Raw genomic sequence first — 18,887 nt, forward strand, 5'->3', positions numbered from 1 at the left:
CCTTTAATTTGAAAAGTGATATAATAACTAACAAACTACCGTTCGTTAGTTAAAAGTTAGGAGGATTTATGGATATCATATTACTGTTTTTTATTATTTATCCAATCATGATGTCAATATTTTGGATAATAGGGACGTTGATTTATTATGTTCTGATTGAAAGTAAAATGAAGGCGAAGGACATTAATTATCATCCCACTGAAGGTATTTCGTTCATCATTGCATGTTATAACGAAGCAGAAACGATTGCTGATACTATCAAGAATTTGCATGGATTATCATTTCCTATCAAGGAAATCATAGCGGTGAATGATGGTAGCTCAGACGATACGAAAGGCGAGCTACTAAAATTAAAACAAAAATATAACATTACATTTATCAATTTAGAACAGAACAAAGGTAAGGCAAATGCTTTAAACATTGCAGCACAATCTGCGAAATACCCTTATTTAATGTGCGTTGATGCAGATACGATTATTGACGACGATGCACCATATTATATGATTGAAAGTTTAATTAATGACCCTTCAATTGGTGCAGTTACTGGTAATCCTAGAATTAGAAATAAATCTACTTTATTAAGTAAAATTCAAACGATCGAGTATGCAAGTTTAATTGGAAGTATTAAACGCGCACAAACTATTAATGGATTTGTAAATACGATTTCTGGGGTCTTTTCATTATTTAATAAAAAGGCACTCGAAGAAAATGACTATTGGGATACCGATATGATTACAGAAGATATTGCGGTGTCTTGGAAGTTTCACTTATCAGGATACAAAATTAAATATGAACCGAGAGCACTATGTTGGATGCTTGTTCCGGAAACATTTAAAGGACTTTGGAAACAGCGTGTCAGATGGTCGCAAGGTGGACATGAAGTAATATTAAGAGATTTTAAGAAAATGCTCAAAGTACGAAACATATCGTTATGGATATTATATCTTGAGCAAGTGCTATCAGTGGTGTGGGTGTACGGCATCATTATTATGCTGATTTATACAATCATGCAATTAAATTTATTGGATTTTTACTATTACAACTATAAGTTAACGATCTTTCTTTTATCAGCATTCTTATTAACGTTTGTAAATATCATTCAATTTACACTTTCTTTAATTATAGATAGCAGATATGAGTTTAAAAATAACTGGTTTGTTGTTTTCTTGAGTTGGTATCCGACATTTTACTGGTTAATCAACGCATTAGTTGTAGTTGTTGCATTTCCAAAAGCATTGAAAAGGAAGAAAGGAGAATTCGCTACATGGACAAGTCCAGACAGAGGAGACCTGACGGAATAAAATCAAATTTAAATTTATGTAGAGAAAGTATCGTATTTATAACTTCTGCTGCTCTTTGGTTATATTGCGTAATGGTATTGTTTGTTTTGATTGGTACAGTGATACCTGTAAATAATCAATTTATACAGATTGTTCGCATCATATTAAATATTGAACGAGGAGATATTTTACTCATTTTAAAATACTTTGTTTTAGGTGCGGCACTTATATTCATTTATTTCGTATTTACATACATTTTTAATGTTAAGAGAAAGAAGGCTTGGAGAAATGAAAGTGCGTAGATTAAATATGAAACGATTTGTATTAATATTTACAGTCCTCGCATTGTTACATTCAGGAGATGAAGTGGCTTTTGCTAAGAAGAAAACATTGGGCGGAGAGCACAATGGATGTGTCGCTTTAAATTATCATAGAATTCGTGAAGATAATTGGGTTGATCGATTGCTAGCTGCATTTTCGAGCAGTAAAGAGTTGAAGATATATAGCGTGACGGATACGCAATTTGAATCGCATATTAAATGGTTGAAAGATCAAGGTGCAAACTTTATAACTTTAGATGAATTGATTAAGTATAAAGAAAAGAAAGATTTTCCAGACAAATGTGTATGGGTGAACTTTGATGATATGGATGAAAGTATATATCAAAATGCATTCCCAATCATTAAAAAATACAATGTCCCTGCAACCGGTTTTGTAATTACTGGAGAAGTAGGCGCTAAAGATTTTCATAATATTAATCTATCACCAAAAAGTGAATTAAAAGAAATGTACGATAGTGGATTATGGGAATTTGCTTCTCATACAGATCGTGTCCATACAATGAAGAAAACAACATCGATGCTTATTAAACGGGCTGAAAAGGGCGATGTTTCATCCGATATTGAAAACAGTGTAAAATACATTGATCAAAATTTAGATGGCAATGTAGAAGCGCTGGCGTATCCATATGGCCAAGTGAATGACAAAGTTGTTGATCAATTAAAGAAGGAAACGTCAATCAAATATGGATTTACTTTAGAGGAGAAAGCAATAACGCCAAAAGATAATAATTATTACATACCTAGAGTGATGGTTAGTGATAACGCATTTAATCGACTCGTGAAAAACTGGAAAGGATTTAATCATGGCTAAAGGTAAACGAATTGAATTTATATACTTAAGAACATTTCTATGTTTATTAATCGTACTCACACATATTTTGACGGAATTTAGTATTAAGAATGATATTGATAATAACCAAATTCATGTGCTTTACTTAATTCGTATGATATTAATTATTGGTACACCATGCTTTATTATATTGTCTCAATTATTAACGACATTAAATTATAATGAGCAATTAAAACCGAAATATTTAAGTTCAAGAATGACATACATATTGGTTCCTTACATCATTATGGGTTCGTTCTATAGTTATTCCGAAAGTTTAAAGACAAATCAAGATTTCATAAAACAATTTATAGAGAATGTCGTTCAAGGTAATTGGTACGGTTACTTTATTCTAATTATCATTCAATTCTTCATATTAAATTGGATAATATATAGAATAAATCCACGTATTTTATATTCGAAATGGAGTTTGTTCTTAGCTTTTATTATTAATACAGCTTACTTATACAGCTATCAAAATTTAGATCAAGTGACGGACTTTGTGGATCAATATTATCCGTTAAGTCCGCAGACATTTATTGGAGGATGGATATTCTATTACTTCTTCGGTTCGTATGTAGGACATCACTATCAATCAATTAAGAAATTTATTAATAAAAATGTTGCTATTGTACTGTTCTTTACGGTTGCAGCGTATTTATTGTTTAAATTCGTCGGAACACATGATGCGTGGTTAGTGAGTAGCATGGATTATCGTATATTATTATATTGTGCATGTGCATTTTTATTACTCATTAACTTTAGTGCTCAATTTGAAACATTCATGTTTACGACAATTGAAGAAATAAGTGTATTCTCATTCTTTATTTATTTGATGCATCCCATTATTTTAGAATACATGTTTGAGTACACACGTATATTCCAAGATAAAACGTTAATATTTTTACCGATATCGTTATTATTTATTGTAGGTAGTTGCTTAGGTATAGGTACTTTATTAAAAGAATTTAAAATATTTAAATTCGTAATGGGTAAACAACCTTATAATCATGTGAAATAAAGAGGCATGGGTATCATATACGATTTTGTACGTGCATGCTTGCCTAGGGTATGGTTCGAGCCTGTAGTCTCTCACCCATACTATTCCCTCAGGCGTCAGCACTGTACAAAATCGTTAGAAATCCTAGAGACTTATTTGAAAAATAAAGGACTCTCTTATAATTTGATTAATCGCAGTAAAAACAAAACTATCTAAGCTCTGAACATTGCAAGTGAGGTCTGACAAGCAACATTGAGGCTCTGAACATTGCAAGTGGAGTTCGACAAGCAACATTGAGGCGCTATATAAAAAAAGCTTCTGACTTAGTCAGAAGCTTTTTTTACGCCGTTTTATAACGGTCTTTTCTTATGAAGTAAACAACCAATCCGATTATAAATCCGATGACTGCTGGTAATACCCAACCCATTCCTATAGTGAAGAATGGTAAATATTTTTCGCCAAATGTAATGATAGCATGTGCAAATGCTGTATTTGATATAAATTCAGGACTTGCTTTAATACCATCAATAAATGAAGCGATTAATGTGAAATACGTCGTAAATTGATAAACAGTTTTAGAGTGATTAAATAATGGACTAGCCAATGTTAATAGTATGATTGTAATGGCTAATGGATATAAGAACATCAATACTGGTATTGAGTATTCAATTATCTTAGTTAATCCGACATTTGCAAAGATGAATGAAATGATACTTACTGCTGTTGCAAATGTTAAATAATTGACCTTTGGAAATAGGTCTGTAAATGTCTCTGAGAAAGCTGTGATTAAACCAATGGCTGTCTTTAAACACGCAACAATAATGATTAAGGATAATAAGATGATTCCGTAATTACCCAGGTAATATTGTGCGATTTGAGCTAAGGCGATACCACCGTTTTCACTTGCTTTAAAATGACCTAAACTCATTGTACCCATAATGGCTAACAAGCTATAAATAAAACCCATTGAAATGATACTGATCGTACCAGATTTCACTGTTTCTTTTGCAATGTGACTTGGATTTGTGATACCTAACTTTTTAATCGTTGAAACGATAATGATACCAAATGCAAGTGCAGCCAATGCATCTAACGTGTTATAGCCATCGATAAAGCCTTTTAATAAAGGACTGTTTTCATAGTCCGGGCTGATCGCCGCATTTGAAACGCCAGCAATAGGGTTAATAAATGCAAGTACGATGAGTAAACCTAACAAGACTAAAAATACAGGGTTTAAAAATTTACCGATATATTCTAATATTTTAGATGGTTTCTTCGAGAAGAACCATGCAACTAAGAAGAATAATACGCTAAAGATTGATAAATATAATTTCACAGATGACTCTGAAATAAATGGTGTGAATGCAATTTCAAATGATGTTGTTGCTAATCTTGGTAATGCATAAAATGGTCCAATCACTAAATATAGTAAGATCGTGAAGATATATGCATATTTCGTGTTTACTCTAGAAGTAATTTCGAAGATACCACTTGTCTTTGAAATACCTATTGCGATAATACCTAAGAATGGTAAGCCAATCGCTGTAATAAGGAATCCTAAGTTGGCAGTAAATACGTTTGCACCGGCTGTTTGACCTAAATGGATAGGGAAGATTAAATTACCTGCTCCGAAAAATAATCCGAATAATAACGAGCCGATATAAAGGTTTTCTTTAAAGCTAAGTTTGTTTTTCATAATCGTGTTGTGCGCTCCTACTCTTTAATTACTTCCACTATCTTACATTTGAAAAGCGGTTAAAGTCAATATACCTTTCAAAATAAATGGCATATGATAAACCAAATTTTAATGGCTACGCATTTCGTTGAGTAAACGTTGAGCTGTTTCTAGGTTTGGATTCTTTTCTTGTTTGAGTGCTTGTGTTAATTGAGTGATTTCTTCACCAGTAGCACCGATTTTTATAGCGAGTGATTTATAGTGTAAGTTCATATGACCATGTTGAATACCTTCTGAAACAAGTGCGCGACAAGCTGAGAAATTCTGAGCAAGTCCGACTGCCGCAACGATGTGGGCTAAATTTTCAGCAGACTGAACATTCAAGATGTCCATCGTTACTTTAGAAATAGGTAGAAGATTAATACTACCTCCAATTGTGCCTAAAGTAAGTGGTAGTTCAATTGTTCCAACAAGGTATTGTTCTTCTTTGTCATATTTCCAAGTTGTTAAACTACGATATTGTCCATCTTTACTTGCATATGCATGTGCACCAGCTTCAACGCTTCTTGTGTCATTTCCAGTAGCAAGTACAACTGAACTAATACCATTCATGATCCCCTTGTTATGTGTAACGGCTCTATAAGTGTCTACATGTGCTAACACAGAGGCGCGTTCCATGCGTTGAGCAACGACTGCACCATCTACATCCCCTTTATTTAGATCAGATACCGCAATTCTACCTTCTATACGAATTACAGAAGTCGTTGAATAATTAGATAAAATACTCATTAAGACATCTGTGTCAGCTAATTCTGTTTCTAAATATTGAGAGATGCCTTCTAAAATTGTATTAATAATATTTGCACCCATTGCATCACATGTATCAATAAATACTTTTAATGAAAGCATGCCTACTTCAGGGAAGGTATCAATTTCAATCTTTTGATAACCGCCACCTCTTTTAATGATAGATGGATATACTTCATTAGCAACGTTATGTATTTGATTTTCTAAACGCATAATGTCATTGCGTAATTGTTCTGTATCTTCAACATGATCAAATACAATTTGTCCTAATTTAATGTTTTCACTGCGAGTAACTTTGAAACCACCAGATTTGTTGAAAAGTTTCGAAGCAAAGCTTGCAGCAGCAACAACTGAAGGTTCTTCTACCATCATTGGCACAGCATATGATTGGTTATCTACAATGATTTCAGGTAATAAACCAACTGGCAATGTACCTTGACCAATAACATTCTCGATTAAATTGTCTAATAAATCTTTATCAATTGTTGAATGGTTTAAAAGTATTTGTTCGGATTGTTCTTGAATCCAACCATGTGATTTAAGTTGTTCTATTTTATCTAATCGTGATAAGTGTCTAAAATCTTTCGTTAACGGCTTCATTAAACGTTTGCTCCTTTTTCAATCATTAGGGCTATACCAAGTCCGCCTCCAATACATGCTGTTGCGATACCTGTTTGTTTCTGTTCTTGTTGTAATGCATAAGTGAGTGTTGTCACTAGTCTTGATCCTGTTGAACCGAGTGCGTGACCTAGGGCGATAGCGCCACCATAGATATTAAATTTCTCATCTGGAATATTGAGATTCTTCTTAACTGGAATACTTTGTGCTGCGAATGCTTCTGTCATTTCAACTAAATCGATATCTTCAATGGTTTTATTCGTGCGTTCAAGTAGTTCAGTAACAGCGTGATATGGTGCATAGCCCATAAGCATTGGATCACAACCAATTTCAGCATGTGCGCCTAAAGTAGCTAATATCGGATATTGGTGTTCAATTGCATAAGCTTCGTCCATAAGAATAAGTGCAGAAGCACCGTCGCTTAATGCAGATGCATTCCCGGCAGTTACTGTACCATCTTCTTTGAATATTGTTTTTAAATCAGCTAATGCTTCCATCGTACTTTCAGGTCTGATGATTTCATCGACAGTCATAGTTTCACCGTTGACGTCTTTCATAGGTACGATTTCTTTATTGAATTTCCCGTCTAATGTAGCTTGATGAGATTGTAAATGAGAGTTTACAGTGAAAGCATCTTGCTCTTCTCGTGTAACGTTATATTTTTTAGCAATTTCTTCGGCTGTAACACCCATTGGTATTTGATGAAAGACGTCCGTTAGACCATCACGCATAAAGCTCTTGATTGGCGCATCACCTTTTTTCAATACAAGTTCAGGTGCATTTGTCATACTTTCTACGCCACCAACAGCGACAACTTGTGCTTCGCCTAGTTGAATCAATTGTTTCCCGAGTATTATTGATTTAAGGCCTGAGCCACATACTTCATTAACAGTCATACCAGGTGTTTTATATGATAATCCCGCGTTGATTGCGATTTGGCGAGCAGGGTTTTGACCATTACCAGCTTGAATCACATTTCCGAAGATAACATTTTGTATATGATTTGGATCTAATTGTATTTGATCTAAAGCAGATTTCAAGGCAGCAGTGCCTAGTTCAACTGCAGAATAGTTACTGAGTTTCCCTCTGAATTTTCCAACTGGTGTTCTTTGGGCACTTACGATTACAACTTTGTTCATGATTTTGTCTCCTTAAGAAATAATTAATTGTAATTAAATATAGTATTTTGATATGATGCAATTATAAAATAACATATTGAGAGGAAATTATTATGGCAATAGGTATTGATAAATTAGATTTTTATGCACCAAATTTCTTTGTTAGCATGGACGATTTGGCGGTCGCACGTGATACAGACCCGAATAAATTTAAGATTGGCATAGGTCAATCTAAGATGGCCGTAAATCCAGTGAGCCAAGATATTATATCAATGGGCGTGAATGCAGCTCAAGACATATTATCTGAAGATGACAAAGAAAATATCGACATGGTCGTTGTAGCTACAGAATCAGGCATCGATCATTCAAAAGCAGCAGCGATAGAAATACATGATTTACTTCAAATACAACCATTTGCGCGTTGTATTGAAATGAAAGAAGCATGTTATTCAGCAACTGCAGCAATTCAACTCGGGAAAGACTTCTTATCTAACCGTCCAGGTAAGAAAGTGCTTGTAATTGCTTCAGACATCGCACGTTACGGATTAAACTCAGGTGGTGAACCTACACAAGGTGCGGGAGCCATCGCAATATTATTAAGTCACAATCCTAGAATTATGGAATTGAATGATGACAGTCTTTCATATACCACTAATGTGTATGACTTCTGGAGACCAACTTCTGAAAGATATCCAGTTGTAGATGGTAAATTATCTAAAGATGCGTATATTGAATCATTCAATACAGCTTGGAACGAATACGCTAAAAGAACTGGTCATGAAGTAAAAGATTTCGAATCATTCTGTTTCCACGTACCATTTACTAAAATGGGTGAAAAAGCTTTCAAGACTATTTTAAACGAAAACGTAGAAGATTCAATCAAAAACAGACTTATGGAAGCTTATCAAGATTCTGTATTACTAAATCGTGATGTAGGAAACGTGTATACAGGTTCATTATACTTAAGTTTAATTTCATTATTAGAAAATCATGAATTCAATGCTGGAGAGAAAGTTTGTCTGTTCAGTTATGGTTCAGGTGCTGTGTGTGAAATCTTTAGTGGCTCAATCGTTTCAGGATATGAAGCTGAATTAAATAAAGAAAAACATTCAGACATGCTTGATTCAAGAGAGCAATTATCTGTAGAAGAATACGAAACATTCTTTACAAGATTCGACAATCAAGAATTTGATTTCGAACGCGAACTTAAAGGTGATCCATATTCAAAAGTTTATTTAAGTAATATCGAAGATCACATTAGAACATATAAAACTGAACAATAAAATTAATGGGGCTAAGACATGGATAAAGTGTCTTAGCCCCTTGTTTGTTGTGATATAGGTGTGAGTCATGTGATAATAGAAACATATTCGTTTATAAATAAAAGTAAGGAGCGATCATATGTTAACGATTTATGGACATAGAGGTATACCAAGTAAGGCCCCTGAAAATACAATTGCTTCGTTTAAAGCAGCTTCAGAAATTGAAGGAGTCAATTGGCTTGAATTAGACGTCGCTATTACGAAAGATGAACAACTGATTATCATTCATGATGACTATTTAGATAGAACAACAAATATGTCAGGTGAAATCACACAATTAAACTATGATGAAATTAAATCAGCATCAGCAGGAAGTTGGTTCGACGAGAAATTTAAAGATGAAAGGTTACCGACTTTTGATGATGTGGTTGAAATCGCAAATGAATATAACATGAACTTAAATGTAGAATTGAAAGGCGTAACTGGCGCAGAAGGTCTGGCACTTTCAAAAAGTATGGTTAAGCAAGTGGGAGAAAAATTAGAGAAATTAAATCAGAAACAAGAAGTGCTGATTTCAAGTTTCAATGTTGTACTCGTTAAACTCGCTGAAGAAATCATGCCACAATATGAAAGAGCAGTTATCTTCCATACTTCATCATTCCGAGAAGATTGGAGAACACTGTTAGACTACTGTAACGCTAAAATAGTGAATACCGAAGATGCCAAACTAACTAAAGCAAAAGTCAAAATGGTGAAAGAAGCAGGGTATTCATTAAACGTTTGGACAGTTAATAAACCAGCAAGAGCAAATCAACTTTCCAATTGGGGAGTGGATGGTATATTCACAGATGCTGCTGATAAAATGATACATTTACAAGAATTATAAAAAGAAAAATCTGGTCACTTTGATAAGTGACCAGATTTTTTTAGTTGTTTGATTGGGCGATGGCCAAAGTCGTAGATTAACTCTGTAATTAAGCGACGAGAAGTCTGAAGTCGTAGATTAACTCTGTAATTAAGCGACGAGAAGTCTGAAGTCGTAGATTAACTTCTGAATTAAGCGACGAGATGGTCGAAGTCATAGATTAACTTGTGAATTAAGCGACGAGATGTCGAAAGTCGTAGATTAACTCCTGAATTAAGCGACGAGATAGCCGAAGTCGTAGATTAACTCTGTAATTAAGCGACGAGATGTCGAAAGTCGTAGATTAACTTATGAATTAAGCGACGAGATGTCGAAAGTCGTAGATTAACTTGTGAATTAAGCGACGAGATGGCTAAAGTCGTAGATTAACTTTGTAGTTAAGCGACGAGAAGTCTGAAGTCGTAGATTAACTCTTGAATTAAGCGACGAGATGTGTAAAGTCGTAGATTAACTTTTGAATTAAGCGACGACTTCATGCAATTAATTCCCACTTAACTTCAAACTTCTCCTATTACATCATTGCGACTTTTAACATATCTAACACACCGCTTGATGATCCTGGGAATGCGAAGACGAGTTGATTTAAGTCTTGTGCTGTCATTTGTTGATTCACTATAAATGTTACAAGGTTGATGAGATTTGCTGCATCATTGGCGTAGATTTCAGCACCTACTAAGTGTTTGTTTGAATCTAATACAATTGACATTTCAGCATCGATTTCATTTTTGAATTCAAACAGCATGAGTTTCCCGAATGGAATGTCTTTTACTGTGTATTGATCATTATCTTGTGCTTGTTTAGTTGTAATACCGATTTGAGAAAGTCTTGGTAATGAATATAAGACGGTTGGGATGGCTGGATATTGTATAGCATCTTCGTTTATACCTAATATTTGTCCTGCGATATAATTTGATTCAAATGTTGCTGTTGGTGTTAATTTAGGGATATCTTTGTCTAACACATCGCCGCTTGCGTATATGTGTGGCACGTTTGTACGTAAGTGATTATCCACTTGAATTCCTTTATCACTATATGCGATGCCGAGTTCATCTAAACCAATATTGTGTACATTTGGTTTTCTACCTGTCGCATCTAAAACATAATCAGTGTCGATTGTTAATCCTGAAGCGGTCTTCACTTGATATCTGTTGTCTGTTTGAACAACAGCTTCTGTTTGTTCGTTTAAATGGAATTGAACACCTTCTGATTGAAGTTTTTCAACGAGTTTTTGAATATGGCGTTCATTGAATTCAGCTAATGGTTGCTCGTTATGGTGTATAACATGTACTTCTGCACCTGATTTAATTGCGATAGATGCGAATTCAATGCTGATTATACCTGCACCAATAAAAGTAATACTATGAGGCATTTCTTCTAAAGATAAGAAATCACGACTGTCTTTTGTAAGTTCTGAACCTGTGATATTTAATTTGTTGCTATGTTGTCCAGTAGCAATGACGATATGATTAGCTTCTATCAGTTGATTGTTCACACGTATTGTATGTTTATCAACGAATTGGCCCATTCCTTTGATGACAGTGATGCCTTGTTGCTCAAATCTTGATTGAAGCATGTTAGGAAGGGGTGTAAGCACTTCTTTCTTATAATTCATTAATTCATTCCAATTGACTTTAAGTTGATCTGATTCAACAATTCCCGGATAGTGACTAGCTTCTTCTAATATTTCATAAGGTCCTTCGAGTAAAATTTTCGCATTACAGCCGTAGTTCGTACACGTTCCAGCAATGGTATCTTTCTCAATAATAGCGACAGATTGTCCAGCACTTTGTAATGTTAATGCAGCATGCCAAGCAGCATGTCCACTTCCTAAAAATATCACATCAAATTTTTCCATAGTTTATCATCCTTTAAAATTATTTTTCTATTTGTTCTTTAAGTACTGCTTCTAGTTGATCCATTGCACTTTTCATTTGTTGATACGCTTCGACATTTAAGTCTTGGGTGACACATTTAGAAATCGTGTCGTAAATAGCATCTCTTTGGTCGTGTCCTTTTTGAGATAATGAAACGATTAATTGGCGTTTGTCTTGTTGTGATTGTTCTCTAATTACCCATTCAGATTGTTCAAGCCTTTTAAGAAGGGGTGTTAGTGTATTGCTTGAAAGATCAAGCTTTTGTCCGATTGAATGGAGCGTTTGAGGATTTTCTTCCCATAAAGTCAGTAATACTAAGTATTGAGAATAAGTTAAACCAAATGATTTTAATTGCTTTTCATAAAATTGAGCAAAGCGGCGATTAATATTATATGCAGAGAAACAGAGTTGATTTGCGAGTTTCATATTTTGATAATCCATAATGACATCCTTTCTATCGTGTGCGATTGATTATACTATAATACATCGCGCACGATTAATCCAAAAAGATGCTCAAAGTTTTGCTTTTATTTATGAAAGTTGATAATTTTAATAAGGCACTTCATCTTAATAGAGAAAATGAAAGAGGTATAACGATGAAATACGATGATTTTAAAGTAGGGGAAAAATTTAAAACGAAAAGTCATTTAATGACTGAAGAAGAAATTATTCAATTTGCGCAAACTTATGATCCACAATATATTCATATAGATAAAGAAGAAGCGAAGAGCAGTCGTTTCAAAGGCATCATTGCATCTGGCATTCATACATTATCCGTGTCATTTAAATTATGGGTTGAAGAAGGAAAGTATGGTAAAGAAATTATTGCAGGGACACAGATGAATCATGTGAAATTCAAGCAGCCTGTTTATCCAGGGAATGAATTGTATGTCATTGCAGAAATTAAAGATAAAAAATCAATCAAATCTGAAAGTGGACGTGTGACAGTAGCGATTTCAACTTATAACGAAGAAGATGTATTAGTGTTTACTGGAGAAGTATCGGCACTTGTTGAACAATAACTCTGCGTTAAACAATTGAATATTGTTCATTAACAAAAATTGTAATATTATAGTAGTGAATAATTTGTAAATGTGCGTGGAGGGATAAACTTGAGTCAAGATCATCAAGATAAAGTGAACCAAGAAATTGAAGAAGAACTATTAGCATATTTAGAAAATAAAGATCAAATAGAAGCGGAAAAACCAGTGAAAAAAGGTTATAGAAGTTGGATGTTTATTTGCATGCTGATTATCTTATGTATACTTGTGACGAGAATCGTCATGCAGATTTTTTGAAGATAAATGCAGTACATGTAAAAGAACTTGGCATAATACACATGCCAAGTTCTTTTATTTTTAGGAAATTTCTAAATAATATATTTATAATAACAATATATTTGTTACAATGGAAAAAAGTATTAATAAAACTAAGTATATAATTTAAAAAAGATATTATAAATAAAGAGGTGTTCGTTTTGAAGAGACAAATTTTTGCTGGGATAATGATTAGCTCATCATTACTATTTGCAGGCTGCAGTATTAATATAGGTGGATCATCTGATGAAGGGAATAAAGCACAACAAAGTGATTCATCAAGTGATCAATCAAATAGTAGTAATAATGATTCAAGTGACAATGAAAATAATAGTAACGAAAGTGGTATTACTGATGCATCGAATATAACAGAACAAGAAAGTATAGCGATGGCAATGCTAGACCCAAGCTTGCAGTCAGACATGATTACTGGTGATGAATTATTGTCTGGGAAATATACACAATCATTTGGTTCAGGACAAGAACAAGTACAAGATATTGATAAATTAGTATTATCAGAGAGCCCTGTACTTAATAAGATGAAAAATAAACCTGAAGGCATGAAATTCTATGGAACAAATGCTTCTAAAGGTAGTTATGCTACGATTATTGGTGTAAATAAAGACATCGTTGCAATTATAAAAACACAAAGTCGGATATTTGATTATAATGAATTAACGGATAATGAAACTGTAGATACTGTGAACATATCTGACTTATACAATAAATACAAAGATAATAGAAAAGTCGCAACTGTTGCTAGAAAAATTGAGTACGGTGAACCAATGCCTGAAAACAGTGATAGTAATGATTCAAGTTCAAATGATAATAATCAAGATGACAGTGATGATTCGACAGATGATACAGTTAACCGTTCAAATGTGATTGATAAAGTAGAATCATATGAAGGTTCAAATTTAGATACGGATACTTACACTTATAAAGAACCTGAAAAAACAAAAGACGGCAAATGGGGCTTTTCATTCGAAGATAAAGAAGGTAATTTAGCAGGTTCATATATTATAGATGATGATGGTTACGTGACGGAATATGATGAAGATGGCGATGAAGTAGGATCAGGATATTAAAGTGTCGAGCAAATGCTCGGCTCTTTTTTTATATTATATTAGTAAATGAAATAGGGTTTCGATAACATCTGTTAATTGTTCTTTAATTAAATATATTGTACACTTGTTGAAAGCGCTTACGAAATAAAAGTTATTCAAATATAGTTACATTGAGGAGAATAAATATGAAGGATAAAGTGATGATTGTAACAGGTGGTAGCAGTGGTATGGGGAAAGCAATGGCACAACGATTTGCAGAAGAAGGCGCAAAAGTAGTCATAACAGGACGTTCTTTAGAAAGATTAGAAGAAGCTAAGAAAGATATTGAACAATATGAAGGACAAGTTCGTTGTATAGATATGGATGTACGTGATGCTGAACGTGTTCAATATACAGTTGATGAAACGATGCGCACATTTGGAAAAATAGATGGACTCGTTAATAATGCGGCAGGGAATTTTATATGTGCAGCAGAAGACTTATCCATTAATGGATGGAATTCAGTTGTAGATATTGTCTTGAATGGCACATGGTATTGTTCACAAGCAGTTGGGAAAGCATGGATCAAGCAAGGATATAAAGGAAGAATCTTAAATATCGTTGCTACATATTCATGGACTGCAGGAGCTGGCGTGATCCATTCAGCAAGCGCAAAAGCAGGTGTGCTCGCAATGACACGTACACTTGCCGTTGAGTGGGGAACGAAGTATGGTATAACCGTGAATGCAATCGCACCAGGTCCAATTGATAATACAGGTGGAGCGAAGAAATTGTCTTTATCAGAAGATGCAAGACAACAAACGATAGATAGCGTACCAGTTGGACGAATGGGAGAGCCAGAAGAAATCGCAGGATTGGCTAAATTCTTATTCTCACCAGAAGCTGCATATATAAATGGAGAAGTCGTGACGATGGATGGCGGACAATGGCTAAATAGAAATCCATTTTAAAGTAAATAAAAACAGTCGATATCTCATTATCGGCTGTTTTTTATATTAGTGGTCTTCTTTTGTTTAGATAATTGAGTTGGCGTGCTAGCCCATACAGAATTCAAAGCAATTAAAATCTAAGAGAAGTTATTTCAACGAACATTTAGGAATAAATATAGAACACTTAGGAAAAATTTAACAAATGTAGTAGTGACTTTTGTATTATTGAAAATGAATAGTAGCTGGCAATGAAAATTGGAACAAACTTTATGGGTGGAATTAGGGAGATGAGACTAGCAAAGGCCAAAGTCGTGAGTTAACGCTGGAGTTAATCCAAGAGAAGGTCAAAGTCGTGAGTTAACGTTGGAGTTAATCCAAGAGAAAGCCAAAGTCGTGAGTTAACGTGGAAGTTAATCCAAGAGAAGGCTAAAGTCGTGAGTTAACGTTGGAGTTAATCCAAGAGAAGGCTAAAGTCGTGAGTTAACGTATGAGTTAATCCAAGAAAAGGTCGAAGTCGTGAGTTAACGTGGAAGTTAATCCAAGAGAAAGCCAAAGTCGTGAGTTAACGTTGAAGTTAATCCAAGAAAAGGTCGAAGTCGTGAGTTAACGTGGAAGTTAATCCAAGAGAAAGCCAAAGTCGTGAGTTAACGTTGAAGTTAATCCAAGAGAAGGCCAAAGTCATAGATTAACTCCTAAATTAAGCGACGAGATCACCTAACTTACATATTCTCTCGCTCTCTATCTTTTTAGTTTTCCGAATTTTTTGAAATCAAGTTACTATTTACTGGGAATTTGTATATAATATATTTAGATTAAATAAAAGGGGGATTTACTGTTGTGAAAATATTTTTAAAGAAATTATCAATGGTTACTATGGGTGCAATGATTGCTCTGCCTGCGTTTGCTTCTCAAGCGTCTGCGCAAAGTGTTTCGCCTAATGAGGATCGGTTATTGGATACTTTGGAAAAGGAAGGTGTCATTGAATCTTCAAATACACCTAAACAAAAGGATGAAAAGTTAAAGCAGTATATGGAAGACAAAGGGGAACAGTATCGCCAGAAATACATACCTAATAAAGGACAATTTGATAAGCGATATAACAAAGGGAACAATGGTAAGCGTCTTGGTCAAATGGACAAGAATGAAAAAGAAATGTATAAAAAGAAAAATAATGGTAAACGTGTAGGTAGTGTTCAAGAGGATAAGTATAATGGCGAGGTACGTAAAGACAAGGTCCTTGTACTAGCAATTGAATTTCCTGATTATCCACATAGTTCAATTACTAAAGACGAAACAGACATGTATTACGATGATTACCCGGTTTCTCATTTTCAAGATATGGTGTTTGGAGAAAATGGTTACACTGGACCAAATGGTAAGAATTTAATGAGCATGAAGCAATACTATCAGAATCAGTCTGGTGGTAGTTATGATATAGATGGACAAGTACATGGTTGGTATAAAGCGAAACATCCTGCAAGTTATTATGGTGGAAATGTTCCTGATGATAGCGGTAGTGATGGTAAGCCTAAAGAACTTATTCAAGAAGCTTTAGAACAAGCAGCTAAAGATCCAGATGTTAATTTAGCAGATTATGATCAATGGGATCGTGATGATATTGATGGTGACGGTGTCTATAATGAGAAGGATGGCATTATTGATCACATCATGGTCGTGCACTCTGGTCCTGGTGAAGAAGCTGGTGGTGGTAAATTAGGTACAGATGCGATTTGGTCTCATAGATGGTCACTTGATTTTGATGAAAAAGGTGAACCGTACACAATTCCAGGAACAGATTCAGGATTAGATAAATTTGGTGGTAAATTAGCAGCAATTGATTACACTGTACAACCTGAAGATGGTGCAGCTGGTGTATTCTCTCATGAATTTGGTCATGATTTAGGACTACCAGATGAATATGACACATCATACAGTGGTAAAGGTGAACCTGTGTCATTCTGGTCGATTATGTCTTCAGGTAGTTGGGCAGGTGCCATTCCAGGGACAGAACCAACTGGATTTGACCCTTACATGAAAGAAATGCTTCAACAGCAACATGGTGGTAATTGGCAAAAAGGTACTGAAATAGATGCTTCACAATTAACAGGGAAGACTTCGGAATTGCTTGATGAAGCAACAACGAAAGGTACAAATAATGACGCTGTTAAAGTGAAGTTACCTGATAAAAAGACATTGATTCAAAAACCAATTCAAGGTGAAAAAGCTTATTGGAGTGGTGCAGATGATGATTCTCAATATGCAATGGAAGCACCTTTAGATTTATCATCATCAAAAGGCAGTGAATTAAACTTTAAGACTTGGTACGATATCGAACCAGGATACGATTATGGTTATGTTCAAGTTTCAACAGACGATGGTCAAAATTGGGAGAATGTTGAAGGAAACATTACGAATAATGATGATCCAGATGGAAGCGGTCAAAACCAAGGAAATGGTATCGATGGTAAGTCTAATAAATATGTAGATGCGAAATTTGATTTATCTAAATATGACGGTAAGAAAGTGAAATTACGATTCTCATATATCACAGATAAATATGAAACATATCCAGGTTGGTTTATAGATCAAATTAAAGTGACTTCTAACGATGGTAAAGAGATATTAAGTGATGATGCAGAAAGTGATTCTAAATTTGATTTACAAGGTTTCAAACAAAGTGATGGTAATCGATATGATGAGAATTATTACTTGTTACAATGGAGAAATTATACTGGTCCAGATAAAGGCTTACAGAACATTAAACGCGGTGGCGGAACGATGTCATATAATAAAGGTTTAACAGTATGGTATGTAGACAAGAGCTACTCTGATAATAATGTAAAAGAACATCCTGGACACGGATTTATTAGTGTCGTTGATGCAGATCAAAATACACTTAATTGGAAGAAGAAAGGTTTAGCTGATGATCCAGCAGCTACGCAATACCAAGTGAGAGATGCAGCGTTTAGTTTAGATCATCAACCACAATTGAAGTTAACGAATGATGCAGGATACGAGCTACATGATAACAAAATTGCTAAAAATCCGTTGTTCGATGATAGCCAAGATTATTCAAATCAAGGTCAACCCGATGCAGGTGTATTATTGCCACAAAACGGTCTGAAATTTGAAGTCGCAGCGAAAAGTAAAGACAACACAGTAGGTAAAGTAAATATTTCAAAATAGTATCATTGTGAAATTAAAATATTGAATGTTATTATTGAAGGAAATAGTGAATATAAGTAGTAACGACAATATTTTAAAAGGGTGATAAACATGGATGTAAAGTTTCCAATTGGCAAGTTAGAAACGCCAGAGAAAGTATCATTAAATCATGTTCAGCAATGGGCAGATGAAGTTGCGAATTTTTCAAATAGATTAAGAGCAGTTGTGGATGATTTAGATTCTGAAGCATTAAGTAAGACGTATCGAGAAGGTAGCTGGACCGTTCGCCAATTAGTTCACCATATTACAGATTCTCAAGTTAACTTATATACGCGATTAAAAATCACATTAACTGATGATAGCGAACCAAAAATAACTGGATTTATTCAAGATGAATGGGTGAAGTTACCAGATAGTCAATTACCAATCGAATGTTCTATTAGAATGCTTGAAGGTATAAATGAACGAGTAGTAGCGATTTGTCGAGAAGTTAAAGAGGATCAGTTAGGACGTATTTATATGCATCCTGACGATGGCGCAACAACACTTGCAACTACGATTGCTAAGCTTGCTTGGCATGAAGAGCATCACTTAGCACACATTAAAATTGCGCTATCAAAATAATAACGTGATTTACATTTAAACGTATATGACCGAGGTGGTACATCTCAGTCATATACG

17 protein-coding genes are annotated in these 18,887 nt (G+C 34.5%); 12 read left to right on the plus strand and 5 right to left on the minus strand.

Annotated features, from left to right (window positions below):
- Positions 1-68: 68 nt before the first annotated feature.
- The 4 genes from pgaC to P3U32_RS01010 are packed head-to-tail and all read left to right on the plus strand — an operon-like array spanning position 69 to position 3,471.
- Positions 69-1,301 (plus strand): poly-beta-1,6-N-acetyl-D-glucosamine synthase, encoded by a 1,233-nt coding sequence (gene pgaC, locus P3U32_RS00995; protein ID WP_323703741.1) that lies wholly within the window; start codon positions 69-71, stop codon positions 1,299-1,301.
- Positions 1,265-1,582 (plus strand): intracellular adhesion protein IcaD, encoded by a 318-nt coding sequence (gene icaD / locus P3U32_RS01000; protein WP_323703742.1) that lies wholly within the window; start codon positions 1,265-1,267, stop codon positions 1,580-1,582. The genes pgaC and icaD overlap by 37 nt, the downstream gene beginning before the upstream one ends.
- Complete coding sequence (gene icaB, locus P3U32_RS01005; RefSeq protein WP_323703743.1) at positions 1,575-2,432, plus strand: intercellular adhesin biosynthesis polysaccharide N-deacetylase; 858 nt, start codon at positions 1,575-1,577, stop codon at positions 2,430-2,432. Before icaD ends, icaB begins: the two co-directional genes overlap by 8 nt.
- Positions 2,425-3,471, plus strand: coding sequence for an acyltransferase family protein (locus P3U32_RS01010; RefSeq protein ID WP_323703744.1), 1,047 nt, complete (start codon positions 2,425-2,427; stop codon positions 3,469-3,471). The genes icaB and P3U32_RS01010 overlap by 8 nt, the downstream gene beginning before the upstream one ends.
- Positions 3,472-3,790: 319 nt before the next feature.
- On the opposite strand, the gene brnQ is transcribed toward P3U32_RS01010, so the two are convergent.
- The 3 genes from brnQ to P3U32_RS01025 all read right to left on the minus strand — a co-directional run bounded on the left by brnQ (position 3,791) and on the right by P3U32_RS01025 (position 7,689).
- Positions 3,791-5,146: a branched-chain amino acid transport system II carrier protein gene (gene brnQ / locus P3U32_RS01015; protein ID WP_323703745.1), complete on the minus strand. Its 1,356-nt coding sequence runs from the start codon at positions 5,144-5,146 to the stop codon at positions 3,791-3,793.
- Positions 5,147-5,254: 108 nt separating this feature from the next.
- Complete coding sequence (locus P3U32_RS01020; RefSeq protein ID WP_323703746.1) at positions 5,255-6,532, minus strand: hydroxymethylglutaryl-CoA reductase, degradative; 1,278 nt, start codon at positions 6,530-6,532, stop codon at positions 5,255-5,257.
- Complete coding sequence (locus P3U32_RS01025) at positions 6,532-7,689, minus strand: thiolase family protein (RefSeq protein WP_323703747.1); 1,158 nt, start codon at positions 7,687-7,689, stop codon at positions 6,532-6,534. The genes P3U32_RS01020 and P3U32_RS01025 overlap by 1 nt, the downstream gene beginning before the upstream one ends.
- A 92-nt stretch (positions 7,690-7,781) precedes the next feature.
- On the opposite strand from P3U32_RS01025, the gene P3U32_RS01030 reads away from it, so the two are divergent.
- Both P3U32_RS01030 and P3U32_RS01035 read left to right on the plus strand, forming a co-directional pair.
- A complete protein-coding gene (locus tag P3U32_RS01030) occupies positions 7,782-8,951 on the plus strand; it encodes a hydroxymethylglutaryl-CoA synthase (RefSeq protein WP_323703748.1) in 1,170 nt (389 codons plus the stop codon).
- 118 nt (positions 8,952-9,069) lie between these two features.
- Positions 9,070-9,816 (plus strand): glycerophosphoryl diester phosphodiesterase, encoded by a 747-nt coding sequence (locus P3U32_RS01035; RefSeq protein ID WP_323703749.1) that lies wholly within the window; start codon positions 9,070-9,072, stop codon positions 9,814-9,816.
- 550 nt (positions 9,817-10,366) lie between these two features.
- On the opposite strand, the gene P3U32_RS01040 is transcribed toward P3U32_RS01035, so the two are convergent.
- Together P3U32_RS01040 and P3U32_RS01045 are read right to left on the minus strand one after the other, a co-directional pair.
- Positions 10,367-11,710, minus strand: coding sequence for a dihydrolipoyl dehydrogenase family protein (locus tag P3U32_RS01040; protein WP_323703750.1), 1,344 nt, complete (start codon positions 11,708-11,710; stop codon positions 10,367-10,369).
- A 19-nt stretch (positions 11,711-11,729) separates the two neighbouring features.
- On the minus strand, positions 11,730-12,170 hold the full coding sequence (locus P3U32_RS01045; protein WP_323703751.1) for a MarR family winged helix-turn-helix transcriptional regulator: 441 nt from the start codon (positions 12,168-12,170) through the stop codon (positions 11,730-11,732).
- Between the two features lie 155 nt (positions 12,171-12,325).
- On the opposite strand from P3U32_RS01045, the gene P3U32_RS01050 reads away from it, so the two are divergent.
- The 6 genes from P3U32_RS01050 to P3U32_RS01075 all read left to right on the plus strand — a co-directional run bounded on the left by P3U32_RS01050 (position 12,326) and on the right by P3U32_RS01075 (position 18,830).
- Positions 12,326-12,751, plus strand: coding sequence for a MaoC family dehydratase (locus P3U32_RS01050; RefSeq protein ID WP_323703752.1), 426 nt, complete (start codon positions 12,326-12,328; stop codon positions 12,749-12,751).
- A 90-nt stretch (positions 12,752-12,841) separates the two neighbouring features.
- Entirely contained in the window at positions 12,842-13,027 is a 186-nt protein-coding gene (locus tag P3U32_RS01055; protein ID WP_323703753.1) for a hypothetical protein, read from the plus strand.
- Between the two features lie 179 nt (positions 13,028-13,206).
- On the plus strand, positions 13,207-14,133 hold the full coding sequence (locus P3U32_RS01060; RefSeq protein ID WP_323703754.1) for a hypothetical protein: 927 nt from the start codon (positions 13,207-13,209) through the stop codon (positions 14,131-14,133).
- A gap of 164 nt (positions 14,134-14,297) precedes the next feature.
- Positions 14,298-15,062 (plus strand): 2,4-dienoyl-CoA reductase, encoded by a 765-nt coding sequence (fadH, locus tag P3U32_RS01065; protein ID WP_323703755.1) that lies wholly within the window; start codon positions 14,298-14,300, stop codon positions 15,060-15,062.
- 816 nt (positions 15,063-15,878) lie between these two features.
- Entirely contained in the window at positions 15,879-18,227 is a 2,349-nt protein-coding gene (locus P3U32_RS01070; protein WP_323703756.1) for an immune inhibitor A domain-containing protein, read from the plus strand.
- A 90-nt stretch (positions 18,228-18,317) separates the two neighbouring features.
- Positions 18,318-18,830 carry a YfiT family bacillithiol transferase gene (locus tag P3U32_RS01075; protein ID WP_323703757.1) on the plus strand — a complete coding sequence of 171 codons (513 nt, stop codon included), beginning with the start codon at positions 18,318-18,320 and terminating at the stop codon, positions 18,828-18,830.
- The last annotated feature ends 57 nt before the right edge of the window (positions 18,831-18,887 follow it).

Source organism: Mammaliicoccus sp. Dog046, from assembly GCF_034039665.1.
Lineage (GTDB): Bacteria > Bacillota > Bacilli > Staphylococcales > Staphylococcaceae > Mammaliicoccus.